At 68.7% G+C, this 24,157-nt stretch carries 18 protein-coding genes, 1 tRNA gene and 1 pseudogene; 4 read left to right on the top strand and 16 right to left on the bottom strand.

The window, feature by feature from the left end:
• The 5 genes and pseudogenes from E0500_RS02690 to E0500_RS02670 all read right to left on the bottom strand — a co-directional run bounded on the left by E0500_RS02690 (position 1) and on the right by E0500_RS02670 (position 6,644).
• On the bottom strand, positions 1 to 939 hold the full coding sequence (locus tag E0500_RS02690; protein WP_131562401.1) for a UTP--glucose-1-phosphate uridylyltransferase: 939 nt from the start codon (positions 937 to 939) through the stop codon (positions 1 to 3).
• Between the two features lie 864 nt (positions 940 to 1,803).
• The gene (locus E0500_RS02685) at positions 1,804 to 3,225 is read right to left on the bottom strand and encodes a GH1 family beta-glucosidase (protein WP_131562399.1); all 1,422 of its coding nucleotides are present in this window, start codon (positions 3,223 to 3,225) and stop codon (positions 1,804 to 1,806) included.
• A gap of 115 nt (positions 3,226 to 3,340) precedes the next feature.
• On the bottom strand, positions 3,341 to 4,249 hold the full coding sequence (locus E0500_RS02680; protein ID WP_131562397.1) for a carbohydrate ABC transporter permease: 909 nt from the start codon (positions 4,247 to 4,249) through the stop codon (positions 3,341 to 3,343).
• 12 nt (positions 4,250 to 4,261) lie between these two features.
• A pseudogene (locus E0500_RS02675) lies at positions 4,262 to 5,274 on the bottom strand (carbohydrate ABC transporter permease).
• Positions 5,275 to 5,279: 5 nt separating this feature from the next.
• Complete coding sequence (locus tag E0500_RS02670) at positions 5,280 to 6,644, bottom strand: ABC transporter substrate-binding protein (RefSeq protein ID WP_131571961.1); 1,365 nt, start codon at positions 6,642 to 6,644, stop codon at positions 5,280 to 5,282.
• Positions 6,645 to 7,048: 404 nt separating this feature from the next.
• Between E0500_RS02670 and E0500_RS02665 the strand changes: the two genes are divergently transcribed.
• A complete protein-coding gene (locus E0500_RS02665) occupies positions 7,049 to 8,104 on the top strand; it encodes a LacI family DNA-binding transcriptional regulator (protein WP_131571960.1) in 1,056 nt (351 codons plus the stop codon).
• Positions 8,105 to 8,513: 409 nt separating this feature from the next.
• Here E0500_RS02665 and E0500_RS02660 read toward each other — a convergent pair.
• The 4 genes from E0500_RS02660 to E0500_RS02645 form a co-directional block, all read right to left on the bottom strand.
• Positions 8,514 to 8,586 (bottom strand) — tRNA-His (locus tag E0500_RS02660).
• 115 nt (positions 8,587 to 8,701) lie between these two features.
• Positions 8,702 to 9,304, bottom strand: coding sequence for an oligoribonuclease (gene orn, locus E0500_RS02655; protein ID WP_131571959.1), 603 nt, complete (start codon positions 9,302 to 9,304; stop codon positions 8,702 to 8,704).
• A 91-nt stretch (positions 9,305 to 9,395) separates the two neighbouring features.
• Positions 9,396 to 10,619: a helix-turn-helix domain-containing protein gene (locus E0500_RS02650; RefSeq protein WP_131571958.1), complete on the bottom strand. Its 1,224-nt coding sequence runs from the start codon at positions 10,617 to 10,619 to the stop codon at positions 9,396 to 9,398.
• A gap of 378 nt (positions 10,620 to 10,997) precedes the next feature.
• Complete coding sequence (locus E0500_RS02645; RefSeq protein WP_131571962.1) at positions 10,998 to 11,294, bottom strand: hypothetical protein; 297 nt, start codon at positions 11,292 to 11,294, stop codon at positions 10,998 to 11,000.
• A 399-nt stretch (positions 11,295 to 11,693) separates the two neighbouring features.
• On the opposite strand from E0500_RS02645, the gene E0500_RS02640 reads away from it, so the two are divergent.
• Complete coding sequence (locus E0500_RS02640) at positions 11,694 to 12,224, top strand: universal stress protein (protein WP_131567879.1); 531 nt, start codon at positions 11,694 to 11,696, stop codon at positions 12,222 to 12,224.
• Between the two features lie 248 nt (positions 12,225 to 12,472).
• On the opposite strand, the gene glmS is transcribed toward E0500_RS02640, so the two are convergent.
• Positions 12,473 to 14,290 (bottom strand): glutamine--fructose-6-phosphate transaminase (isomerizing), encoded by a 1,818-nt coding sequence (gene glmS / locus E0500_RS02635; protein WP_131567881.1) that lies wholly within the window; start codon positions 14,288 to 14,290, stop codon positions 12,473 to 12,475.
• A gap of 97 nt (positions 14,291 to 14,387) precedes the next feature.
• Positions 14,388 to 14,645 (bottom strand): hypothetical protein, encoded by a 258-nt coding sequence (locus tag E0500_RS02630; protein ID WP_131567882.1) that lies wholly within the window; start codon positions 14,643 to 14,645, stop codon positions 14,388 to 14,390.
• A gap of 186 nt (positions 14,646 to 14,831) precedes the next feature.
• Between E0500_RS02630 and E0500_RS02625 the strand changes: the two genes are divergently transcribed.
• Positions 14,832 to 16,394: a metallophosphoesterase family protein gene (locus E0500_RS02625; protein ID WP_131567884.1), complete on the top strand. Its 1,563-nt coding sequence runs from the start codon at positions 14,832 to 14,834 to the stop codon at positions 16,392 to 16,394.
• 64 nt (positions 16,395 to 16,458) lie between these two features.
• Here the strand turns inward: E0500_RS02625 and E0500_RS02620 are convergent, their stop codons facing one another.
• The gene (locus E0500_RS02620; RefSeq protein WP_131567886.1) at positions 16,459 to 17,352 is read right to left on the bottom strand and encodes a DUF4429 domain-containing protein; all 894 of its coding nucleotides are present in this window, start codon (positions 17,350 to 17,352) and stop codon (positions 16,459 to 16,461) included.
• 81 nt (positions 17,353 to 17,433) lie between these two features.
• Between E0500_RS02620 and E0500_RS02615 the strand changes: the two genes are divergently transcribed.
• Positions 17,434 to 19,041, top strand: coding sequence for a beta-N-acetylhexosaminidase (locus tag E0500_RS02615; RefSeq protein ID WP_131567889.1), 1,608 nt, complete (start codon positions 17,434 to 17,436; stop codon positions 19,039 to 19,041).
• A 76-nt stretch (positions 19,042 to 19,117) separates the two neighbouring features.
• Here E0500_RS02615 and E0500_RS02610 read toward each other — a convergent pair whose 3' ends face one another.
• From E0500_RS02610 to desA, 4 genes are read right to left on the bottom strand one after another with little or no spacing between them, the layout of a single operon-like run.
• Positions 19,118 to 20,887 (bottom strand): IucA/IucC family siderophore biosynthesis protein, encoded by a 1,770-nt coding sequence (locus E0500_RS02610; RefSeq protein ID WP_131567890.1) that lies wholly within the window; start codon positions 20,885 to 20,887, stop codon positions 19,118 to 19,120.
• Entirely contained in the window at positions 20,884 to 21,426 is a 543-nt protein-coding gene (locus E0500_RS02605) for a GNAT family N-acetyltransferase (RefSeq protein WP_131567892.1), read from the bottom strand. The genes E0500_RS02610 and E0500_RS02605 overlap by 4 nt, the downstream gene beginning before the upstream one ends.
• On the bottom strand, positions 21,423 to 22,724 hold the full coding sequence (locus tag E0500_RS02600) for a lysine N(6)-hydroxylase/L-ornithine N(5)-oxygenase family protein (RefSeq protein WP_131567894.1): 1,302 nt from the start codon (positions 22,722 to 22,724) through the stop codon (positions 21,423 to 21,425). The genes E0500_RS02605 and E0500_RS02600 overlap by 4 nt, the downstream gene beginning before the upstream one ends.
• Positions 22,708 to 24,150 carry a lysine decarboxylase DesA gene (gene desA / locus E0500_RS02595; RefSeq protein WP_131567897.1) on the bottom strand — a complete coding sequence of 481 codons (1,443 nt, stop codon included), beginning with the start codon at positions 24,148 to 24,150 and terminating at the stop codon, positions 22,708 to 22,710. Before desA ends, E0500_RS02600 begins: the two co-directional genes overlap by 17 nt.
• Positions 24,151 to 24,157: the final 7 nt, after the last annotated feature.

The raw sequence follows: 24,157 nt of genomic DNA, 5'->3' as shown, positions 1-24,157 counted from the left end.
TCACCTTGTCTCGTGAAAGTCGTGCGAGACGAACGCGGCCAGCCATGCTCGGAAGTCCGGCCCCAGATCGTCGCGTTCGCAGGCCAGGCGGACGATGGTGCGCACGTAGTCGGCCCGGTCGCCGGTGTCGTAGCGGCGGCCGGAGAAGAGAACTCCGTGCACGGGCGCCGCCCTGGTTCGGGAGAGGCTGTCCAGCGCGTCGGTGAGCTGGATCTCTCCGCCGCGTCCCGGGCCGGTGCCGCGGATCACGTCGAAAATGCCGGGGTGGAGCACGAAGCGGCCGATGACGGCGCAGGCGCTGGGTGCCTCGCCTGGACCGGGCTTCTCCACGAGGCCGGTGACGCGTACGACATCGGCCTCGTCGGTGGGGGAGACGGCTGCGCATCCGTACAGATGCATATCGCGTGGATCGACCTCCATGAGGGCGACCACGCTGCCGCCGAATCGTTCCTGTACGGCGATCATGCGGGCGAGCAGGGGATCGCGGGGATCGATGAGGTCGTCGCCGAGGAGGACGGCGAACGGCTCGTTCCCCACATACGATTCCGCGCACAGGAGTGCGTGACCGAGGCCTTTGGGTGTGCCCTGGCGGACGTAGTGCAGCGTCACGAGGTCGCTGGACTCGCGCACCTGGTCCAGATGCGTCTCGTCGCCTTTGCGGGACAGCGCTTCTTCGATTTCGACGTTGTGGTCGAAATGGTCTTCCAGCGGCCGTTTGTTACGGCTGGTGACCATGAGGATGTCCGTCAGCCCGACGGAGGCAGCTTCCTCCACCACGTATTGGATGACGGGCTTGTCGATGAGCGGAAATATTTCCTTGGGAATGGCCTTGGTGGCCGGAAGGAAGCGAGTGCCGAGGCCTCCTACCGGAATGACAACTTTGGTGACGTGCGGGTGGAGCGGTGACTTTTCTCGTTCACTGCGTACCTCTGACGGCACCTAAAACTGTCCTTCCCTCTGAGGGTCGGCGCAAAGAACCCTGGCATATGCGTTCTCTGCCTGTCAAGCGTGTTCTGTCGCGTCGCGAATTTCCCTGACGGGTAACTGGAAGGTAAACGGAAAGTTCACTTACGCATTCCTGTGGCCGCGCTGCGCATGTCAAGGCGGCGCGGCAGGCCGCACCGTTGCGGCAAAGGGGGAATGCGATGTGATGACGTTCTGCTGAAGAAGCTTCAGGCCCGTGGGTCGATGCTGGAGATGTCCCGCTGCGCGGCGAGGAAGGGTGGGTCCATCAGGCGTTTTGTGGCCTTACCCATGCAAGCACTCTCCCCGTTCTCGTGGCCGGAGGGCCGTACGCAAGTGCCATTCATGATTCGCCGAAGAGCATCGTCCGTTCGATAACGAACGCACAGAACATATCACGGTGCACCGTCCGGTTGCCACATTCTCCTGCACGCCGGCGGCGATGCGTGATGGCCTGATCGCGCTCTTCATCGGGTGCCCGCCAACGGGGTAAAGCGGGCAAACGCAATGCCGTGATTTCGGAGTTACTGATTCCGCTTCATAAGTCGCGTGATCATGTCGAATTCGGTGTTCGATCAGGTGAATGCGTATGCCGCCGACCGCTTACCGCACGAAATCCGTGCCGCCCGCGGAGACCCACCTTGCACTCAGCCGCGGCCGGCGGAGTGTGAGGCGTGCTCATGTTCGGCCACCCAAGAACGGACGGTTCTCAACATGCCGGAAACAAAGCGATCGCGGGTGGCGGCTGCGCCGGCCCGAGGGCCGCACGGTATGGGCACATTCCTCCGCCCTGCCCCGGACGAGGGGCAGGGCGGAGGAATGCATGGGGTGGCTCCGCGATCACTCCACCGGGGGCAGCGTCTTCGTCCGCGCCGCCTCCGCGTACCACCGCGCACTCGACTTCGGCGTCCGCTTCAGCGTGGCGTAGTCGACGTACACCATGCCGAACCGCTTCTCGTAGCCGTACGACCACTCGAAGTTGTCCATCAGGGACCACTGGTAGTAGCCACGGACGTCCGCGCCGTCGGAGATGGCGCGGCGGACCGCCGACAGGTGGCCGTGCAGATAGGCGATCCGCTCCGGGTCGTGGACGCGGCCGTCCGGGTCGGGCTTGTCGTCGTAGGCCGCGCCGTTCTCGGTGATGTACAGCGGCAGGCCCGGCGCCTCCCGCGTGTACCGCATGAGCAGGTCGTGCAGACCCGTCGGGTCGATCGACCAGCCCATCTGCGTCTGCTCGCCGGGCGACTGGTGGAACATCACGTCGTCCGCGCCCGGCCAGGGGGAGTGCGCGCTCGCCCCGTGCCCGTCCGCCCGCGGGCCCCGTGCCCCGGCGTCCGCCGCCGACACGAGCGCCGGGGTGTAGTAGTTCAGCCCCAGCGCGTCCAGCGGCTGGTTGATCAGCTCCAGGTCGCCCTCCATGACGTACGACCAGTCGGTGAGCTCCTCCGTCGCCTTCAGCAGCGTCTCGGGATACGCGCCGTGCAGCATCGGGCCGTGGAAGATCCCGTTGGCCAGGTCGTCGATCTTGCGGGCCGCCGCCAGGTCCGCCGGGTCCTGGGACACCGTCCGCACCGTCGAGGAGTTGAGGCTCACCGCGATCGAGTTGCGGGCCGGCATCACCGACCGCAGGGCCGTCGTGCCCAGGCCGTGGGCCAGGTTCAGATGGTGGGCGGCCTTCAGGGACGCCTCCGGCTCCGTACGGCCCGGGGCGTGCACCCCGGAGGCGTAGCCCAGGAACGCGGTGCACCAGGGCTCGTTGAGCGTCATCCAGTGCTCCACGCGGTCACCGAGCGCCTCGCCGACCAGCTGCGCGTACTCGGCGAACCGGTACGCCGTGTCGCGCTCCGGCCAGCCGCCCGCGTCCTCCAGCTCCTGGGGGAGGTCCCAGTGGTAGAGGGTGACGGCCGGCTTGATGCCGTGGGACAGCAGTTCGTCGACGAGACGGCGGTAGAAGTCCAGGCCGACCTGGACGGCCGGGCCGCGCCCCGTCGGCTGCACCCGCGACCAGGAGACGGAGAAGCGGTAGGCGTCCAGGCCCAGCTCCGCCATCAGCGCCACGTCCTCGGGATAGCGGTGGTAGTGGTCGACGGCGGTGTCACCATGATCGCCACCGGCCGTCCTGCCCGGCGTATGGCTGAAGGTGTCCCAGATCGACGGGGTGCGACCGCCCTCCCGCACTGCCCCCTCGATCTGGTACGCGGAGGTCGACGCGCCCCAGAGGAAGGTGGAGGGAAAGGTCACCGGCGTCACGGGTTCAGGCATGGAAGCGCTCCCATCGGTGGTCGTCCAGACCGTTGGAGGAAGGGGGGAGGGACATCCGGGACGAGGTGGTGGTGACTCACCCCGGAAGCACGGGGACCATGGCGGGCCGGTGCCGTCAGCCCTTGACGGCGCCCTGCATGATGCCGCCCACGATCTGCTTGCCGAAGATCGCGAAGACGAGCAGCAGCGGCAGCGTGCCGAGCAGCGCGCCGGCCATGATCAGGGACTGGTCGGGAGTGTAGCCGCGTCCCAGGCCGGCGATCGCGACCTGCACGGTCGGGTTGCCCATCTGGGTCAGCACCAGGAACGGCCACAGGAAGTCGTTCCAGGTCTGTACGAACGTCAGCATGCCCAGCACGGCCATCGCGGGCCGCGCGGCCGGGAAGACCACGTGCCACACCACCCGCCAGCTGCTCGCGCCGTCCACGCGGGCGGCCTCGATGATCTCGTCCGGCAGCGCCTGGAGCAGGTACTGGCGCATGAAGAACACACCGAACGCGCTCACCAGCGAGGGGAAGATCACCGCCTGCAACTGGTCGGTCCAGTCCAGCTTCGCGACCATCATGTACAGCGGGATCACGCTGAGCTGCGGCGGCACCATCATCGTGCCGATCACGATCAGCATCAGCGCGCTCCGGCCCCGGAAACGCAGCTTGGCGAAGGCGAACCCGGCCACCGTCGACAGCACGACTATGGTCACCGCCGAAATGCCCGCCACGAGGGTGGTGTTGAGGAACGCCTCACCGAGGTTGGCGTCCTTCCAGGCCACCTCAAGCTTGTCGAGGAGGCCCGAACCGAACCAGAACGGCGGCGGGGACTGCGCCAGCCGGCTGTTGTCGCGGGAGGCGGCGATCGCCGTCCACACCAGCGGGAACAGCGAGCCGACGGTGAACAGGGCCAGGATCACGTACGCGATCGGCCCGGCGTGCAACTGCCCGCCCGCCCGAGCGGACTTGGGACGCCGGGTGCGCTTCGGCGGCGGGGTCACCGCGTCGGCCGGAGGTTTCGTCACAGTCGTCGTCACGGCCGGAACTCCTTAATGACTGGCGCGCAGCCGGCGCGAGATGACGTAGTTGACGATCCCGATCACGATGAGGATCAGGAACATCGTCCAGGCGATCGCCGACGCCCGCCCCAGGTGCTGGTTCACCCAGCCCTGCTCGTACAGATACAGGCCCAGCGTCTGGAACTGGTGCTCGGCGCCGCCGGAGGCGCCCTTTGTCTGGTCGAACAACAGCGGCTCGCCGAAGAGCTGGCTCGCCCCGATCGTCGACACGACACACGTGAACAGGATCGTCGGCCGCAGCGACGGCAGCGTCACATGGAAGAACTGCTGCCACCGGTTGGCCCCGTCCAGGGCCGCCGACTCGTACAGGTCCTGCGGGATGGCCTGCATCGCCGCCAGATAGATCAGCGCGTTGTAGCCGGTCCAGCGCCAGATGACGATCGACGAGACGGCGATCTGCGACGCCCACTTGTCGCTCTGCCAGTCGACGGCGCCGATCCCGACCTGGTGCAGGACCCAGTTGATCATTCCGTAGTCGCGGCCGAAGAGCAGCACGAACACCAGTGAGGCGGCGGCGATCGACGTCGCGTACGGAGCGAGCATCACGACCCGGTAGAAGGTCGAGCCGCGCAACTTGTAGTTGAGGATGTGGGCGAGGCCCATCGCCATCAGCAGCTGCGGAACGGTGGAGACGATGCCGATGGTGAGGGTGTTCTTCGCCGCGTTCCAGAAGAACTCGTCGTCGAAGATGCGCGTGTAGTTGCGCAGCCCCGCCCACTCCATGTCGGTGGGCGCCGTCAACTCCACCTGGTGCAGCGACGCCCAGCCCGTGTAGACCAGCGGGAACAGGCCGAACGCGACGAACAGCAGGAAGAACGGCGATACGAAGGCGTACGGGCTCCAGCGCACGTCCCGCTGCCAGCGGCGGGACAACCGGGCCCGCTTCGTCGCCGAGTCCACGGACACGGCGTCGGCGGGCGGGCGGGCCGGGGCCGCGCCCCCTCCTTGACGGGGGGCGCGGCGGTGTCGTGCCGGGTGGCCATACCGGTCACTTCTCCAGGTTGTTGTCGATGGTCTTGGTGGCCGTCTCCCAGGCCTTCGCGGGAGACGTGCCCTTGGTGACCAGGACGAGACCGTTGTCGTTCAGGCTCGACCCGATGACCTGGTCCTTGGGACCGATGACCTGAACGGGAGTCGTCTTCGCCGCCTCGGCGAAGATCTTGCCGATCGGCGCGTCACCCGTCATCTCGTTCTTCGCGTCGAGCACTTCGGGTGTGGTGTACGTGGCCGGTGCGCTCGGGAAGTTGCCCTGCACCTTGAACAGCTTCGCCTGCTGCTCCGGAGCGGTCAGCCAGGCGGCCAGCTTCATGGCCTCCTTCACGTTCTTGCCGCTCTTCGGCACGGACAGGAAGGCCCCTCCCCAGTTGCCGGACTTGGGCGCGACGGCCACGTCCCACTTGCCCTTCGTGTCGCCCTTGGAGTGTTCCTTGAGCGTGCCGAGCATCCACGGCGGGCAGGCGATCGCGGCGAACTTGCTGTTGGCGATCGTGGTGTTCCAGTCCGGCTGGAACTGGGTCTGGGCGCCGACCAGTCCGTCCTGGGCGGCCTTCGCGGTCATCATGAAGGACTGCTTGACGACCGGGTTGTCCTTGTAGATGACCTTGCCGGACTTGTCGTAGAACCTGACCTTCTCGCTGCCGAGGATGGCGCTCATCAGGCCACCGGGGGAGTCCATGAAGGTGGTGCCCTCGGGGGCGTTCTTCTGGTACTCCTCACCGACCTTGATCAGTTTCTTCCAGTCACCCGCCCAGCTCTTCGCCAGCTCCTCGCGGTCGGTCGGCAGCCCGGCCGCCTTGAAGAGGTCCTTGCGGTAGCAGATGCCCACCGGCCCCACGTCGGTGCCGAGACCGATCGTCCGGCCGTCCTTCGTGGTGGCCTGCTGCCACTTCCAGTCCAGCCAGTCGCTCGACTTCACGCCGGGTGCCTTGGAGACGTCCTCAAGCTTGTCCGCCTGGGTGCTCACCACCTCGGCGATGTTGCCGACTTCGACGGCCTGGATGTCCATCAGGCCCGCGTTGGTGGTGAGGTGGTTGACGAGCGCCGGATAGTAGTTCTCGTTGCGCTGGGTGACGTTTTCCTCGATCTTGATGTTCGGGTTGAGCTTCTCGTACTCGTCGTAGAGGCCGGCCTCCTTGAAGCCGAAGGCGCCGAACAGCCCCATTTTGACGACGGTCTTGCCCGAGTTGCCGCCTCCGGACGAATCGCTGCCGCTGTCACCGTCGTCGGCACAGCCGGCCAGCAGCCCGGCGCCCATGGCGGCGGTCACCGCCAGGACCACCGTCCTGCGGGCGCTGCGGCGGGTCTTGACCCCTCTCGAACCCAGCCGAGAGTGGGGGAGGGTACGTCCTCGCATTGAGTCCTCCTGTTGCCCTGACGTGCCGGCCCCCCGGCCAACTGCGTTGTTGGACCCGTTCTTTCATGCTGCTGCGGCTCGGGTGGGGAACGTGCGGGTTGTGTATGTGTCAGGTACTGTGGGAGCGCTCCCACAAGTGATGTGTTGAAGAGTCGTCGGTTCGTGCGGGGGTGTCAAGGGAGCAGACGCGGAGAGATGTGTTCGGTTATCGGGCTGTTAACTAACCCGGCGCCCTCGGCAGAGGGCGCCGAGGCATGGTGCCACTGAGGCTCGTGGGACAGGCGAGTCTTCAGAGAGAGGTGGGACCGCGGGGCGCCGCAGGTGGGCCCGGACGCTCCCGGGCGTCGTACGGCGAATCACGACTGTTAGATTCCACGCCAGTGCGGCGTTGATGGGAGGGGATCATGGCTGGTCACGGTGGGCGGAGCCGGAGCGGTCGGCGTCCGACCCTGGAGGAGGTCGCCGCGCGGGCCGGTGTCGGCCGCGGCACGGTCTCCCGGGTGATCAACGGTTCGCCCCGGGTCAGCGACGCGACCCGCGCGGCCGTCGAGGCGGCGGTGGCGGAGCTCGGCTACGTCCCGAACACGGCGGCCCGGGCGCTCGCCGCGAACCGCACGGACGCGATCGCCCTCGTCGTCCCCGAGCCGGAGACCCGCTTCTTCGCCGAGCCGTACTTCTCGGACATGCTGAAGGGCGTGGGCGCCGCACTGGCGGACACCGAGATGCAGCTGCTGCTGATCTTCGCGGGCAGCGACCGCGAGCGCCGCCGCCTGGCCCAGTACCTGGCGGCGCACCGGGTGGACGGCGCCCTCCTGGTGTCGGTCCACGCCGACGATCCCCTCCCCGACCTCCTGGCCCAGCTGGAGATCCCTGCCGTGATCAGCGGCCCGCGCTCGGAGCACGAGACGCTGCCCTCGGTGGACTCGGACAACTACGGCGGCGGCCACTCGGCGGTGCAGCACCTCATAGCCCGGGGGCGGAAGAAGATCGCCACGATCGCCGGCCGCCTCGACGTCTACGGCGCCCAGCGGCGCGTCGAGGGCTACCGCCAGGCGCTGCGCGACGCCGGCCACCCGGTGGACGAGCGACTGATCGTGCCGGGTGACTTCACGGAGGAGGGTGGCCGCCGGGCGATGATGGAGCTCCTTGAGCGGTGCCCCGACCTGGACGCGGTCTTCGCGGAGTCGGACGTGATGGCGGCGGGCGCCCGGCAGGTGCTGCGCGAGGCGGGCCGCCGTATCCCCGACGACATCGCCCTCGTCGGCTACGACGACTCGGCGATCGCCCGCCACATGGACCCGCCCCTGACCAGCGTCCGCCAGCCCATAGAGGGGATGGGCCACGCGATGATCAACCTCCTCCTGGACGAGATCGCGGACCACCGCCCGGCGGTGTCGCGGGGTCTGGAGCGGCGGCAGCTGGTACTGCCGACGGAGCTGATGCAGCGGCACTCGTCGTAGGGGTCCATACGGGCGGGACGGCAATCCGAACGCCGTCGGCCTTCGTAAGACCATCGGAGTCAGAGGCGACCCTCGCCCCCGGTGCCTGGCCCCCGGGTCCACCCCACACGAGGACGCGAACCCTCTGGCTCACCCCGCGCACCGGCGCCTCGAACCTTCGCTCACCCCGCGCAAGGGACGCGAGCCCTCCGGCCCACCCAGCGGGAGGACGCGAACCTCTCCGGCCCACCCAGCGGGAGGACGCGAACCTCTCCGGCCCACCCTGCGCAAGGGGCCTGAACCCCTCCGGCCCACCACGCGCAAGGGGGGTGCGGGTGGCGAAGCCCCCGCCCGCGCGGCGAAGCCGCGCAGTAACGACGAAGGCGACGAGGCCCGCGCTTTCCGCGGGCACACGTCGCCTTCGCCTTCGGGTGAGTGACGGGACTTGAACCCGCGACATCCTGGACCACAACCAGGTGCTCTACCAGCTGAGCTACACCCACCATGACCGGCGGTTCTCCGAGTGGTTCACCGACCGGCCGAGAAAAAGTGTACAGGGTCCGAAGGGGTGCTCGCGCCAGGGTTTCGGCGGGGCCCGGCGGCACTCCGGCGGGGCGGTTACCCGGCGGGCAGGACGTGTTTCGCGGCGATCGTCCGCGCCGTGTCGGAGTCGGGGCCGGGCTGGGGGACGAAGATCGCCTCCCGGTAGTAGCGGAGTTCCGCGATGGACTCGCGGATGTCGGCGAGGGCCCGGTGGTTGCCGTTCTTCTCGGGGCTGTTGAAGTACGCCCTTGGGTACCAGCGGCGGGCCAGCTCCTTGATGGAGCTGACGTCCACGATCCGGTAGTGGAGGTATTCCTCCAGCTCCGGCATGTCGCGGTGGAGGAAGCCGCGGTCCGTGCCGACCGAGTTGCCGCACAGCGGGGCCTTGCCGGGCTCCTTGACATGCTCGCGGATGTAGCTGAGGACCTGTTCCTCCGCCTCCACCAGCGTCGTGCCACCGGCGAGCTCGTCCAGCAGCCCGGACGCGGTGTGCATCTGGCGAACCACCTCCGGCATCGTCTCCAGTGCCTTGGCCGGCGGACGGATGACGATGTCCACGCCCTCGCCCAGTACGTTCAGCTCCGAGTCGGTGACCAGCGCGGCCACCTCGATGAGCGCGTCGTCGGACAGCGAGAGTCCGGTCATCTCGCAGTCGATCCACACCATGCGATCGTTCATGTGTCTCACCTTACGGCCCGTGACAACCGAACGACCCGGTCCTGCACCTGGGTGATCAGGTCGGGACCGGGCCGAGGGTGTCCGAGGGCGGCTACGGGGCGCTGCGCTGGCCCGGCAGACGGCCCGTGGCGTACAGCTCGGGCTTGGCGCCCTCCGTGGAGAGTGAGGCCGCCGGGGCCAGGGCGCTCGCGGCCGCCGTACGGCGGGTCTGGAGCGGCAGCGCGGCGGCGTCCTGCGGCACCGACTGCGGCCCGCCCGAGCCCGAGGAGCCGTCCGGGCCGTCCGGCCTCTCGCCCTGGGGCCGCCGCGCCCGGTACGCCGCCCGGTAGGCCGCCGGGGACGAGCCCAGCTGCCGGCGGAAGTGGCCGCGCAGTGCGACGGGGGAGCGGAAGCCGCAGCGCCCGGCGACCTCGTCCACGGAGTAGTCCGACGTCTCCAGCAGGCGCTGGGCCTGCAGTACGCGCTGGGTGATCAGCCACTGCAGCGGGGCGCTCCCGGTGAGGGAGCGGAACCGGCGGTCGAAGGTGCGGCGGCTCATGTACGCGCGCGCGGCGAGGGTCTCCACGTCGAACTGCTCGTGGAGGTGCTCCAGCGCCCAGGCGACGACCTCGGCGAGCGGGTCGGCGCCGATCTCCTCGGGTAAAGACCGGTCGAGGTAGCGTTCCTGGCCGCCGCTGCGGCGCGGGGGGACCACCAGGCGGCGGGCCAGCGCGCCGGCCGCCTCGTTGCCGTGGTCCGTGCGCACGATGTGCAGGCACAGGTCGATGCCGGCCGCCGTACCGGCCGAGGTCAGCACGTCTCCGTCGTCCACGAACAGTTCGCGCGGATCGACGTGCACCGACGGGTAGCGCTTGGCCAGCGTCGGCGCGTACATCCAGTGCGTGGTGGCCGGGCGGCCGTCCAGCAGGCCGGCGGCGGCCAGCACGAAGGCGCCGGTGCACAGCCCGACGATGCGGGCGCCCTCCTCGTGCGCCCGGCGCAGGGCGTCGAGCGCGTCCTCCGGCGGCGGCGAGGTGATCGAGCGCCAGGCCGGCACGACGACGGTGCCCGCCCGTGAGATCGCCTCCAGTCCGTTCGGCGCGGTGAGTTCCAGGCCCCCCGTGGTCCGCAGCGGTCCCTCTTCTCCGGCGCAGACCAGCAGCCGGTAGCGCGGTACTCCGGCGTCCTGGCGGTCGATCCCGAACACCGAAAGCGGTATGGAACTCTCGAAGATGGGGCCGCCGCTGAACAGCAGCACCGCGACGATCTCCTTGCGGCGTCGCCCGGAAAGTTTCCGGGCCGCGGCTTCCGGCGCGGCAGTGGAGTCGTGGCTCATCCTGCTAAGCCCCCCTCGGTGGTCGCGGCTCCTCGGTTGTGTCGCTCCTGCACGTTTCCCCTTGGTCCTGCACGAGTCCCCCGCCGTAAGACAGTCAAGATCGAATCTACTGTGTCCCGTGGTGCCGGCGTGACCAGTTCGGCAACCGGCACATTGTCGACTTGGCAACTTGGCGTGAAGCATTCGATCACGAAGCGTTGCACTCGTGGGCCGTACAGGGAAGTGCGCCTCGTCGTAGTGGCCAATCCACGTAGGGTGCGCGCGCCCTGCGGGCCCCTTTCAGTGCAGGTCGAACGGGTGGTGTGGGGGTGTTCGAGCAACACATGCACAGGGACCCGAAGTTGGCTGAAAAGGTGCGGTGGTGTGCGCAGAAACCGGTCAGTCGACCGGCGTATCTCCTCCAGAATGCCGTCCGCCCCTGTGCGCCCCCGAGCCGACCCGGCCGTGGCGGCCCCGCCGTGGCGCCCCCTCCTCGGCCGATGCGCGTGCCGCTCCCCGCTCCGACTGGCGCAGCAGCAGCCGGCACACCGCGGTCACGGCCGCCAGGCCCAGGGCCGCTCCGGCCGCCCCGGCGAGCGACGTGCCGTACCCGAGGAGGACCACGGGCACGAGGGCACAACTGAAGGAGGCCCAGCGGATGAGGCCGCCCGCCGTGTCGGGGGCGGGGCGCTCCACGGGGCGGGGACGTGCGGGGGTGGACCGGGAGGCCGTCGGGTGTCCGGGCGCAGCGTGCCCCCTGTAGGAGTGACTCACCGGGGTTCAACGCGTGTTCGACCGCTCGGTCACTGCCGGAGGGTGGATCCGGGCCGGAGTGGCTCGTACCCTGGGTAAGCCCTGTGCCGCACACCCGGGTGAACCTTGGGCAAACCGCCTGTACGGGGCAGCAACCATTGCGTTACGGCTGTCCCCTCGTGCATGCTCCCTGGAACCCCGCGCGGCATGGTGCGGGGTATGGGCTTAAGGAGGCGTGCCGCCGTACCCTTGGGGGTATGGGGTTGGGAAGATGATTCCCGGACACAGCTCCGCCACACACTGTCGTCCCACACCCACAAGGACCCGAACGCCGAGATATCCATGGCCGGTCACGAATTCTTCGACCCAGCTGACCGCAAGCGGCGGTCGGTAGCCGATCACACGGCGGCCGACCCGCTGGCGGCGGAAGAAGCACGCCCCTCCTGCGATCCCGCCTTCAAGCACGGCGTCGTCGTCGGCTTCGACGGCTCGACGTCCAGCGAGCGCGCCCTCGCGTACGCGATCGGCATAGCCCATCGCTCCGGCTCGGGCCTGATCATCGTGCACGTCGCCAACCGGCTGCCCACCACGGTGTGGGCCGGCTGCGAGCCACCCGTCTTCGTCGACGTCCCCGACCACCGCACCGAGGTACTCGGCCTTGAACTCGCCTGCGCCGACTATCTCGCCGAGGTCCCCTGGATCCTCGTCGAGCGCGGCGGCGACATCTGCCACGAACTCGAAGAAGTGGGGCGGGAGTACGAGGCGGACGCGATCGTGGTCGGTTCCACGCACGGGATCGTGGGGCGCATCTTCGGCTCGGTCGCGGGGCGGCTCGCGAAGCGGGCGCAGCGCCCCGTGATCGTCATTCCGTGAGCTGCGCTCCCGGAGCCGCTCTTTTCGTAACTCGCCGTTGTGCCGGGTGAGATGTGCTCGGAGGGTGATGGGCGCGGGCTGGCCTCGGCGAGGTGACGGACCCTCAAGTTTTGGTGGCATGCGTGGGGGTCCGTTCAGTTTGTTCGGCCTCTGCTGGTGCGTGGGGGCTGGTCGCGCAGTTCCCCGCGCCCCTTAGGAGCGCCCCTTAGAAGCGCCCCTTTGGGGCGCCTCTTTCGGGGGGCGTGTCCCTACTCCACCGTTACCGACTTCGCCAGGTTCCTCGGCTTGTCGATGTCCCGGCCCAGGGCCAATGCCGTGTGGTAGGCGAGGAGTTGCAGGGGGATGCCCATGAGGATCGGATCGAGTTCGTCCTCGTTCTTGGGGACGACGATCGTCTGGTCGGCCTTCTCCTGCTCCTGGTGGGCCACCGCGAGGATCCGGCCGCTACGGGCCTTGATCTCCTCCAGGGCCGCGCGGTTCTTCTCCAGCAGGTCGTCGTCCGGGACGATCGCGACCGTCGGCAGGGCGGGCTCGATGAGCGCCAGCGGGCCGTGCTTGAGTTCGGAGGCGGGGTACGCCTCGGCGTGGATGTACGAGACCTCCTTGAGCTTCAGCGAGGCCTCGCGGGCCACCGGGTAGCCCCGGACACGGCCGATGAAGAGCATCGAGCGGGCCTCGGTGAACTGCTCGGCCAGCTTCTTGATCTCCTCCTCCTGCTTCATGATCTCGGAGATCTGCCCGGGCAGCCTCCGCAGCCCCTCGATGATCCGCTTGCCGTCGCGGACGGACAGGTCGCGGGTGCGGCCCAGGTGCAGGGCGAGCAGCGCGAAGGCGACCGTGGTGTTCGTGAAGCACTTGGTGGAGACCACGCAGACCTCGGGCCCCGCGTGGACGTAGATGCCGCCGTCGGCCTCGCGGGCGATCGCCGAGCCGACGACGTTCACCACGCCCAGCACCCGCGCGCCCTTGCGCTTCAGCTCCTGCACGGCGGCCAGCACGTCGTACGTCTCACCGGACTGGGAGACGGCCACGTACAGCGTGTCGGGGTCCACGACCGCGTCGCGGTAGCGGAACTCCGACGCCGGCTCGGCGTCGGCGGGGATGCGGGCCAGCTCCTCGATCATCTGGGCGCCGATCATGCCCGCGTGGTACGAGGTGCCGCAGCCGAGGATCTTCACGCGGCGGATCCGGCGCGCCTCGCGGGCGTCCAGGTTCAGGCCGCCCAGGCGCACGGTGGAGAACCGGTCGTCGATACGGCCGCGCAGCACACGGTCCACGGCGTCGGCCTGCTCGTGGATCTCCTTGTGCATGTACGTGTCATGGCCGCCCATGTCGTACGACGCGGCCTCCCACTCGACGGTGGTCGGCTCGGCCGTCGTGCGGGTGCCCTCGGTGGTGTACGTGCGGAAGTCGTCGGCCTTGAGGGTGGCCATCTCGCCGTCGTCGAGGGTCACTATCTGCCGGGTGTGGGTGACCAGGGCGGCGATGTCCGAGGCGACGAACATCTCCTTCTCGCCGATGCCGAGGACGACCGGCGAGCCGTTGCGGGCCACCACGATCCGGTCGGTGAAGTCGGCGTGCATGACGGCGATGCCGTAGGTGCCCTCGATGATCCTGAGCGCCTGGCGGACCTTCTCCTCCAGGGTCTCGGCCTGGGAGCGGGCGATCAGGTGGGTGAGGACTTCGGTGTCGGTCTCGGAGAGGAACTCGACGCCGTCGGCCTCCAGCTTCCGGCGCAGCTCGGAGGCGTTGTCGATGATGCCGTTGTGCACGACCGCGACCTTGCTGTCGGCCGACATGTGCGGGTGCGCGTTGATGTCGGACGGGGCGCCGTGGGTGGCCCAGCGGGTGTGGGCGATGCCGGTGGTGCCCTTGAAGCGCGCGGGGACCTTGGCCTCCAGGTCACGGACCCGGCCCTTGGCCTTGACCATCTTCAGGCCGGCCGTCTTCGGCGACGTCACGACGATGCCCGCCGAGTCGTAGCCGCGGTACTCCAGCCGCTGCAGGCCCTCCAGCAGCAGCGGGGCCACATCGCGCTTACCGATGTATCCGACGATTCCGCACATACAGTTCTCCCTTTTCTCCCCGTTTTTAGCTGACCCGTTTGCAGCTAGCCCGTTTGTGGCTGTGCATCCCGTTTGTGGTCGTTCGTCCACGACGACCTCAGCCGTAGACGATGCGGCGCAGTTGTCTGAGCGTGAGCTCGGGCGGTGCCACCGCGCGGTACTTCAGGTCCGCCTCGATCCGTTCGAAGATCGCCGAGTTCACCAGGCCCTGGGCCTGGAGTTCACGGTGGCGGCGACGGACGTAGTCCTCGGTCGTCTCGTCGAAGTACGCGAGCACGTCCTGGATCACGCGCAGCGCCTCCCCCCGGCTGAGGGGCGTGGACCGCGTCAGATGATCAACAAGTTCGTCGTGCACCCGGTAGATCCTGGGGTACGGGCGGCCGTTTCGCAAGAATCCTGCCCGATTCCGGGCAGGTGGCTGTTGAAAGTCCTTGGGTGAACATTGAATCTCTCATGAGTGCCTGTTCGTGCACCGTCCATTCCGCGTGCGGCGACTCGTTGCCCCAGGGGACGAGTTTCAGGGCTCATGGACATTCCTCGCATGGGAGTACCGGAGCGGCTCGCCGAGCGCATGAGCATGGCCGAGCAGCACGAATACCTGCGCGCCAGATTCTCGCGGCGCACGATGATCAGGGGCGGCGCCGTCACGCTGGGTGCCGTCGCGGGTGGCGCGTTCGTACCGGGCGCCACCGCCCAGGCCGCCGTACCGACACAGACCGTGGCGAGCACCGAGACCGTCGACGGCTCGCTCGTCGCACCCTTCGGCCGCCATCTCGCCTTCGGCAACGACCCGCGCACCGAGATCACCATCTCGTGGCAGGTCCCCGTCGCGGTGAAGAAGCCCTTCATCCGCGTCGGCGCCCACCCGTGGGACCTGTCCCGCAAGATCGAAACCGAGGTCCGCACCCTCTACACGCCCGCCGGTGTCGGTGCGAGCGGCGACCACACCCAGTACTACCTGCATGCCAGGCTCACCCACCTGCGCCCGGGGCAGACGTACTACTACGGCGTCGGCCACGCCGGCTTCGACCCGGCCGAGCCGCACCTGCTGGGCACCCTCGGCACCTTCACCACCGCCCCGGCGCAGAAGACGCCGTTCACCTTCACGGCCTTCGGGGACCAGGGCGTCAGCTACCACGCGCTCGCCAACGACAGCCTGATCCTCGGCCAGAACCCGGTCTTCCACCTGCACGCCGGCGACATCGCCTACGGTGACCCGGCCGGACAGGGCAGGACCACCGACACCGGTTTCGACTCACGCACCTGGGACCAGTTCCTGTACCAGACCGAGTCGGTCGCCAAGCAGATCCCGTGGATGGTCAGTTACGGCAACCACGACATGGAGGCCTGGTACTCGCCCAACGGCTACGGCGGCGAGGAAGCCCGCTGGACGCTGCCGGACAACGGCCCCGACAAGAAGAACCTGCCGGGCGTCTACTCCTTCGTCTACGGCAACACGGCGATCATCTCGCTGGACCCCAACGACGTCTCCTTCGAGATCCCGGCCAACCTCGGCCTCTCCGGCGGCACCCAGACCACGTGGTTCGAGGCGCAACTGAAGAAGTTCCGGGCGAGCAAGGACATCGACTTCGTCGTCGTCTTCTTCCACCACTGCGCCTACTGCACCTCCACCGCGCACGCCTCGGAGGGCGGAGTGCGCCAGGAGTGGGTGCCGCTGATCGAGAAGTACACCGTCGACCTCGTCATCAACGGCCACAACCACCAGTACGAGCGCACGGACGTCATCAAGGGCGACGAGGTCGCCAAGAAGCTGCCCATCGGCGGTACGGCGTACCCCGAGACCGAGGGTGTCGTGTACGTGACGGCGGGCGCGGCGGGCCGCAGCCTCTACGCGTTCAGTGCTCCCGACTCGTACGAGGGGCACGAGCACGAGGTGGACTCCGTGGCCTCGTTCGTCAACCTCAAGGGCGGGAAGCAGAACGAGACGGTCGCCTGGTCCCGGGTGCGTTACCTCAACTACTCCTTCCTGCGCGTGGACGTCGTCCCCGCTCCGAAGGGCCACTACGCCGAGCTGAAGGTGCAGGGCATCGCCGAGACGGGGGACCGGATCGACCACTTCACCGTGGCGCGCAAGGCGAAGTAGGCGTCCGTCAGCGGCCTCCGGCCGCGGGCGCGCGTGTGCCAGGCAGGCGGTCCTCCGGGATGTGTCACATCCGTTTCAGGACCGCCTGCTTGGCCATCGTGAACTCCTCGTCCGTGAGGACGCCGGACCTGTGCAGCTCGCCGAGTTCGCGCAGTCGGCGCAGGAGGGCGTCGTGCTCGTCCTCGCGGGTGGCCGGGTCCTCGTCGGGACCAGCCGCGGCCTGAACGAGCTGCTTCGGCGGCTCGTCCGCGGGCGGCGCCGACGGATGCGGGAGCCGTGCCTGCACGGCCGCCGCGACCAGAGCCATCAGCGGGTCCTTCTTGAAGCCCCACAGCTCCACGGAGTTGGGGTCGTACTTCGGCGGGGCTTTCGTGGGCGCGTTCTTCACGGTGAAGCGGAGGTAGCCGTTCTCCAGGCCCACCGCCGGATGCCACTCCACGGACCGGATGTCGGCCAGCGCGAGCGTGCGTGAGCCGGCCGCGGCCTTCGCGTCCTCCGTCTTCCAGTTCCACTCCAGGCGCACGTGCTCGCCGTCGAAGTTCGCGGTGCCGTCCCCGGCCGAGACGGAGAGCGGGACCGCCGGGCCGGGGAGCAGATAGTCCTCGACGGCGTCGGCCGGGACCTGGTCGAGAAGCAGGGCGTTGCGGATCTCGTCCACGAAGTACTCCGCGACGCCGTAGCGGTCCGACTCGACGACGAGCTGGTACGGGTCGTGGGAGTCGGTGAGCCGGCCTCCGGTCGCGTGGAGGAGCGGGTCCGCGCCGTCGCGCAGCCTCAGCCGCAGCCGCCCGGACCTCTTGCCCTGCTCCAGCGAGACGCCCGCCAACGCGGCCAGCGGGACGGCGAGTTCACCCAGGGTCTTGCGCAACAGGCTCACGTTCTTGTCGCGTCCCGGTGTCAGCCTCAGTGTGTCGCCGTAGAAGGCCCACGTGCCGTCGCGCTGGATGATTTCCGCCATGAGGGGATTGTTCCACCGCCTGAACGGGGAGGTTGGTCTGTACCTTTTCGCTGGCACGTGGGTCGATGGAGGGACGCTCAGGTGAGACGGCACCGCAGAACCACTCGCATTCTCGGATCACTGCTGCTCGTGACGGCGGCCGGAGCCTTTGCCGTCGGGGCGGCACCCGCCGGGGGGACGCCCGCAGGGGACACGCCCACACCGCTCGGTCGCGTGATCCCGGTCCCGGCGTCCGTGAAGACGGGCGGAGCCCCGTACCGCATCACGGACAGCACCCGCATCCACGTGGACGACTCACGCGAGGCCCGCCGGATCGGCACCTACCTCGCGGACGTCCTGCGGCCCTCGACCGGCTACCGCATCCCGGTGACGGACCGTCAAGGGCCCGGTATACGACTGAAGCTGGGCTCCAAGGACGCCTCCCTCGGTGACGAGGGCTACCGCCTCGACAGCGGCCGGCACGGGGTCACGATCACCGCCCGCAAGCCCGCCGGCCTCTTCCACGGCGTGCAGACCCTGCGCCAGCTCCTGCCGGCGGCCGTCGAGAAGGACTCCGTGCAGCCCGGCCCCTGGCTGGTCGCGGGCGGCACCATCAAGGACATCCCGCGCTACGGCTGGCGCGGCGCCATGCTGGACGTCTCCCGGCACTTCTTCACCGTGGACCAGGTCAAGCGCTACATCGACCAGTTGGCGCTCTACAAGGTCAACAAGCTGCATCTGCACCTCAGCGACGACCAGGGCTGGCGCATCGCGATCGACTCCTGGCCCCGGCTCGCCACGTACGGCGGCTCCACGCAGGTCGGCGGCGGCCCCGGTGGCTACTACACGAAGGCCGACTACAAGGAGATCGTCCGGTACGCCTCCTCCCGCTTCCTGGAGGTCGTCCCCGAGATCGACATGCCCGGCCACACCAACGCGGCGCTCGCCTCCTACGCCGACTTGAACTGCGACGGCGTCGCACCCCCGCTCTACACCGGCACCGAGGTCGGCTTCAGCTCGCTGTGCGTGAACAAGGACGTCACGTACGACTTCGTCGACGACGTGATCCGTGAGCTGGCCGCCCTCACTCCCGGCCGCTACCTCCACATCGGCGGCGACGAGGCGCACTCCACCAGTCACGACGACTACGTCAAGTTCATGGACCGGGTGCAGCCCGTCGTGGCGAAGTACGGCAAGACGGTGATCGGCTGGCACCAGCTGACCGGGGCGACCCCGGCGAAGGGCGCCCTCGCCCAGTACTGGGGTCTGGACCGTACGAGCGCGGTGGAGAAGGAACAGGTCGCGGCGGCGGCGCGGGCCGGCACCGGACTGATCCTGTCGCCCGCCGACCGGGTCTACCTCGACATGAAGTACACCGAGGACACCCCCCTGGGCCTGTCCTGGGCGGGCCTGGTGGAGGTGAAGCGGTCGTACGACTGGGACCCGGGCACCTACCTCCCGGGAGCGCCGGGCTCGGCTGTCAAGGGCGTCGAGGCGCCCCTGTGGACCGAGACGATCGTGACCCCGGCGAACATCGACTACATGGCCTTCCCGCGCCTGCCGGGCGTCGCCGAACTCGGCTGGTCGCCCGCGGCGACCCACGACTGGGACGCGTACAAGGTGCGGCTCGCGGCGCAGGGGCCGCGGTGGGACGCGCTGGGCATCGGCTACTACCGGTCGCCGCAGGTGCCCTGGACCGCAGCCGGGTAGCTTCCGCAGGACGACGGGCACCTCGGAGGACCGTACTCCGAGGTGCCCGTCTGCTCGGGGAGGGGCCGCCCGCGTACTACAGCCCCGCGATGGGATTCTTCAGATGGCCGACGAGCTGGAGTGCGCCCGCCGGGTCGGCCAGGTCGACCATCTGCTGGTTGTTGCGCAGCTGGAGCCGGTTGAGGCAGGACAGCGCGAACTCCGGGGCGAACATGTCGTACTGCTCGAACCTGCCGGAGAGTTCGGGGACCTGTGCCTGGTACTCGCGGACGGTCTCGGCGACCGTCCGCCAGAAGTCGTCCTCCGCCAGGACGCCCTCGTCCGCGAGGTTCGCGGCGAGGAAACGGAAGAAGCAGTCGAAGACGTCCGTGAAGATCGACAGGAGCTTCTTCTCCTCCGGGACCTCCACACGCAGCCGCTCCACCGTCGGCGGCAGCACCGCGTCGGGGTCCATCACCGCGATCTCCTCGGCGATGTCCTTGTAGATCGCGCGCTGCACGACACCGTCCTTCAGGACGAGGATGACGTTCTCGCCGTGCGGCATGAAGACGAGGTCGTACGCGTAGAAGCTGTGCAGCAGCGGAGTGAAGTACGCCCGCAGGTAGTGGCGCAGCCACTCCACCGGGGTGAGGCCCGAGCGCTCGATCAGCGCCGCCGCGAAGCCCCTGCCCTCGTGGTCGACGTGGACGAGCGAGGCCATGGTGGCCAGTGACTCGCTCTCCTGGAGTGAGGACACCGGGCTCTCGCGCCACAGCGCGGCCAGCATCTTGCGGTACGGGGAGTAGCGGTCCGTGGCGGACTCGTACTCCAGATGCCGGTAACCGACCGCGGCGCGCTCGCGGATGATCGACAGGCCCGTGGCCTTCAGCACCGGGTCGCCCTCGATGAGCTGGGCCAGCCAGTCGTTGATCGCCGGGGTCGCCTCCATGTACGCGGCCGAGAGCCCGCGCATGAAGCCCATGTTGAGGACGGACAGGGCCGTCTTGACGTAGTGCTTCTCGGGCCGGGACTTGTTGAAGAACGTCCGGATCGACTGCTGGGCGAGGTACTCGTCGTCGCCCTCGCCGAGGCAGACCAGGTGCCGCTGGGCGACCTCCGCGGCGAAGGTGACCGTGAGCTTGTTCCACCACTGCCAGGGGTGGACCGGGATGAAGAGGTAGTCGGCCGGGTCGAGGCCGGCCTCGCGCAGGACGCCGTTGAAGCGCTCGACCGTCGCCTCGCCCAGCTCGTCCCGCAGGAACGCCTCGTACTCGATGCCCACACCCGCCGTGAAGGCCGCCCGCGAACGGTGCGCGGCCAGCCACACCAGGCGGAGGGGGCTCGCGGTCTCGGGGGCGTACGAGAGGTACTCGTGGACGCCGAAGCCGAGCCGCCCGTTGTTGGCGACGAAACAGGGGTGGCCCTCGGTCATACCGGCCTCGATGGCCTGGAAGCCGGAGCCGGCCAGCTCGGCGACGGGGATCTGCGGCTTGGTGAGCTTGTAGCAGGTCCCGGAGAGGGTGGAGGAGATCTCCTCCAGGTAGACGGGCAGGACCTCGTCGCTCAGGCCGAGCGTCTCCTGCAGCTCGATGAAGAAGTCCAGGGCGGCGAGCGGGAGTTCGCGGCCGTCGCGGTGGCGGGTGACGGAGCCGGCGTCGACCTGCCAGTGGTCGAGGGCGCGGACCACAGCCGTGAAGGTGTACCGGGTGCGGCCGTCGTCGCTGCGGACGACGTACTGGTCGCCGTCCTTCTCCGGTGTGATCAGCCGCTCGTGGGCGAACTCGGCGAGTGCCTTGCGGACCAGCAGGCGGTTGGCCCGCTCCCAGCGCTCGGGGGACAGGTGGGCCACGGCGTCGGACAGGGTCATACCGCCACTCCTCGTGCCGCCAGGTACTGCTCACGGGTACAGAAGCTCAGCAAGGCTTTCTTCTCCGGCGTCTGGATCTGTCGTTCGGGCACGAAGCCGACGGCCTCGTTCAGGGCGTGGACTGCTTTGTTGGACACGTCCGGTTCGACGACCACACGGGCCGTGGCCGGGTCTTCGAAGAGGTGTGTCATCACGGCGGTGATGACGGCCCGGGTGAACCCGTGGACGGGTGTGTCCGTCGGCGGCACCAGGAAGTGCATGCCGATGTCTCCGGGCTCGGGCTCGTACAGGCCGACCAGTTCACGGTGGGCCGGGTCGTACGTCTCCATGAGGAAGGCGGGTTCGCCGTCGAGCAGCCCGAGCAGGGCGTGGTGGTGTTCGTCGGCCGCGATCTCCATGTAGGCGCGTTCGACGTCCTCCAGCCTGGCGCCCTGCATCATCCAGTAGGCGGCCTTGGGGTGGGTGACCCAGGTGTGCAGGAGCTCGGCGTCCCTCAGCGGATCGAGGGGCCGGAAGGTGAAGGTGAGGGGGAAGCTCATACTGCGAACTCCTGGAACGCGATGGTCTTCTCGACGGGGTAGTACTCGGTGCCGAGCAGCTCGCGGATGATGGACGAGTTCCGGTACGCGCCCATGCCCAGGTCCGGGGACGTGACGCTGTGCGTGTGCACGCCCGCGTTCTGCAGGAAGATCCCGCGTCCCGTGGTGTCGATGGCGTAGTTGCGGCCCACGTCGAAGCGGCCGTGGCCGTCGAAGCGGAGGCGGTGGCGGATGGGATCGAGGAAGGCCGGAGGCCGGTAGTGGTAGCCGGTGGCGAGGACCAGGCCCTCGGTCCGGATCTCGAAGTCCTTGCCCTGCTCGTCCTGGTGGAAGCCGAGGGTGTACAGCCCGCCCTCATGACTCGTCGTATTCAGACTGGAGTTGGTGATGAGCCGGGTGGGGACCGGCCGGCCTCCGGCCGTGACGTTCTTCTGGTACAGCAGGTCGAAGATCGAGTCGATCAGGTCCGAGTTGATGCCCTTGAACAGGCCCTTCTGCTGCTTCTCCAGCCGGTAGCGGGTCTCCTCGGGCAGCGCGCGGAAGTAGTCGATGTAGTCCGGGGACGTCATCTCCAGCGTCAGCTTGGTGTATTCGAGGGGGAAGAAGCGCGGGGAGCGCGTGACCCAGTTGAGCTGGTAGCCGTGGACGTCGATCTCGGTGAGGAGCTCGTGGTAGATCTCCGCGGCGCTCTGGCCGCTGCCCACGATCGTGATGGACTTCTTCGCCTGAAGCTCGGCCTTGCGGTGCGTGTAGTGCGCGTTGTGGAAGAAGTCGCCGTCCAGGCCCTGGCAGGCCTCGGGGACGAAGGGGACGGTGCCGGTGCCGAGGACGAGGTGGCGGGCGCGGTACGTCTCGCCGCTCCCGGTCCGTACGACGTACAGCCCGGCCCCTTCGTCGTACCTCACCTCGTCGACGGTCGTGCCGAAGCGGACGCTGCTCAGTTTCCCGGCGGCCCAGCGGCAGTAGTCGTCGTACTCGACCCGCAAGGGGTAGAAGTTCTCGCGGATGTAGAACGAGTACAGACGGCCGGACTCCTTGAGGTAGTTGAGGAAGGAGTACGGGGAGGTCGGGTCGGCCAGTGTCACCAGGTCCGACATGAACGGGGTCTGGAGGTGGGCGCCGTCGAGGAACATGCCCGAGTGCCACTCGAAGTCCGGCTTCGACTCCAGGAAGACGCCGTCGAGTTCGGCGATCGGCTCGGTGAGGCAGGCCAGGCCGAGGTTGAAGGGGCCGAGCCCGATGCCCACGAAGTCGTACGTGCCGTTCGTGGCGTTCGTGGATTCAGGAAGCGCGGTCAAGGGACTCTCCCAGGTACTGCTCGGCGTGGCCGGCGATCAGATCGAGGACGGCCGTGATGTCGGCGGCCGTGGTCTCGGGGTTGAGCAGGGTGAACTTCAGGTAGTGGCGCCCGCCGACCTTGGTACCCGCGACCACCGCGTCACCGGAGGCGAACAGGGCCTTGCGGGCGTACAGGTTGGCCCGGTCGATCTCGGCCGGGTCGGTGACGGCCTCGGGGATGTAGCGGAAGACCAGCGTGGACAGCCGCGGCTCGACCACGACGTCGTAGCGCGGGTCGGCGGCGAGCAGCCGCCAGCCCTCCTCCGCCAGGTCGCAGACCTCGTCGAAGAGTCGGCCTATGCCGTCGGCGCCCATCGTCCGCAGCGTCATCCACAGCTTGAGCGCGTCGAAGCGGCGGGTGGTCTGGAGGGACTTGTCGACCTGGTTGGGGATGCGCTCCTGCACCATGCGGCGCGGGTTGAGGTACTCCGCGTGGTACGTGGCGTGGCGCAGCGTCGTCGCGTCCCGGACCAGCACGGCGGACGAACTCACCGGCTGGAAGAAGGACTTGTGGTAGTCGACGGTGACGGAGTCGGCGCGCTCGATGCCGTCGAGCAGCGCACGGCGCCTGAGTGAGGCGAGCAGACCGCAGCCGTAGGCCGCGTCGACGTGCATCCACACCCCGAACCGGTCGCACAGCTCGGCGATCTCGGGCAGCGGGTCGATGGAGCCGAAGTCGGTGGTGCCGGCGGTGGCGACGACGGCCATGGGGATCAGGCCGTCCCGCTCGCAGCGCTCCAGCTCGTGGGCGAGGGCGAGGGTCTGCATCCGCTTGTCGTGGTCGACGGGGACGGAGACGACGGAGTCGGCGCTGAGGCCCAGCAGCTTCGCGGACTTCTTGACGCTGAAGTGGCTGACCTCGGAGGCGAAGATGCGCATTTTGGCGAGGGAGTCCGTCTTGGACTCCTCACGGGCCAGCAGCAGCGCCTGGAGGTTGGACTGGGTGCCGCCGGAGGTGAACACGCCGTCGGCGGCCGGGCCGAGGCCGATGCGTTCGGCGGTCCAGTCGATGAGCTTGCGTTCGATGAGGGTGCCGCCGGCCGACTGGTCCCAGGTGTCGAGGGAGGAGTTGACGGCGGAGAGGACGGCTTCGCCGAGCACGGCCGGGATGACGACCGGGCAGTTGAGGTGGGCGAGGTAGCGCGGGTGGTGGAAGTAGATCGCGTCCCGGAGGTAGACGTCCTCCAGCTCGTCCAGCACGGCTGTGGTGTTGTGCAGTGGCCGGTCGAGGTCGATCTGCTCGATGCGGGGGGCGAGGGCGTCGACGGTGACGCCCGTGAACGGACGGTCGGTGGTGGCGAGTTTGGCCGCCACCCGCTCGATTCCTTCGGTCACGGAGCTGCGGTACCGCTCCGCGGTCGTGTCATTGAGCAGGTGCGAGCGCATGGTGAGC

It is taken from the genome of Streptomyces sp. KM273126 (assembly GCF_004337435.2).
Classification (GTDB): domain Bacteria; phylum Actinomycetota; class Actinomycetes; order Streptomycetales; family Streptomycetaceae; genus Streptomyces; species Streptomyces acidicola.
Note: the sequence above shows the minus strand (reverse complement) of the source record. Positions and strands in the feature narration are given on the sequence as shown.

What these genes read in the sequence shown, in the direction of transcription:
- E0500_RS02685 (WP_131562399.1), bottom strand. Translation starts at nt 3,225, where the DNA reads ATGCCTGAACCCGTGACGCCGGTGACCTTTCCCTCCACCTTCCTCTGG.
- E0500_RS02670 (WP_131571961.1), bottom strand. Translation starts at nt 6,644, where the DNA reads ATGCGAGGACGTACCCTCCCCCACTCTCGGCTGGGTTCGAGAGGGGTC.
- E0500_RS02665 (WP_131571960.1), top strand. Translation starts at nt 7,049, where the DNA reads ATGGCTGGTCACGGTGGGCGGAGCCGGAGCGGTCGGCGTCCGACCCTG.
- orn (WP_131571959.1), bottom strand. Translation starts at nt 9,304, where the DNA reads ATGAACGATCGCATGGTGTGGATCGACTGCGAGATGACCGGACTCTCG.
- E0500_RS02650 (WP_131571958.1), bottom strand. Translation starts at nt 10,619, where the DNA reads ATGAGCCACGACTCCACTGCCGCGCCGGAAGCCGCGGCCCGGAAACTT.
- E0500_RS02640 (WP_131567879.1), top strand. Translation starts at nt 11,694, where the DNA reads ATGGCCGGTCACGAATTCTTCGACCCAGCTGACCGCAAGCGGCGGTCG.
- glmS (WP_131567881.1), bottom strand. Translation starts at nt 14,290, where the DNA reads ATGTGCGGAATCGTCGGATACATCGGTAAGCGCGATGTGGCCCCGCTG.
- E0500_RS02625 (WP_131567884.1), top strand. Translation starts at nt 14,832, where the DNA reads ATGGGAGTACCGGAGCGGCTCGCCGAGCGCATGAGCATGGCCGAGCAG.
- E0500_RS02620 (WP_131567886.1), bottom strand. Translation starts at nt 17,352, where the DNA reads ATGGCGGAAATCATCCAGCGCGACGGCACGTGGGCCTTCTACGGCGAC.
- E0500_RS02610 (WP_131567890.1), bottom strand. Translation starts at nt 20,887, where the DNA reads ATGACCCTGTCCGACGCCGTGGCCCACCTGTCCCCCGAGCGCTGGGAG.
- E0500_RS02605 (WP_131567892.1), bottom strand. Translation starts at nt 21,426, where the DNA reads ATGAGCTTCCCCCTCACCTTCACCTTCCGGCCCCTCGATCCGCTGAGG.
- desA (WP_131567897.1), bottom strand. Translation starts at nt 24,150, where the DNA reads ATGCGCTCGCACCTGCTCAATGACACGACCGCGGAGCGGTACCGCAGC.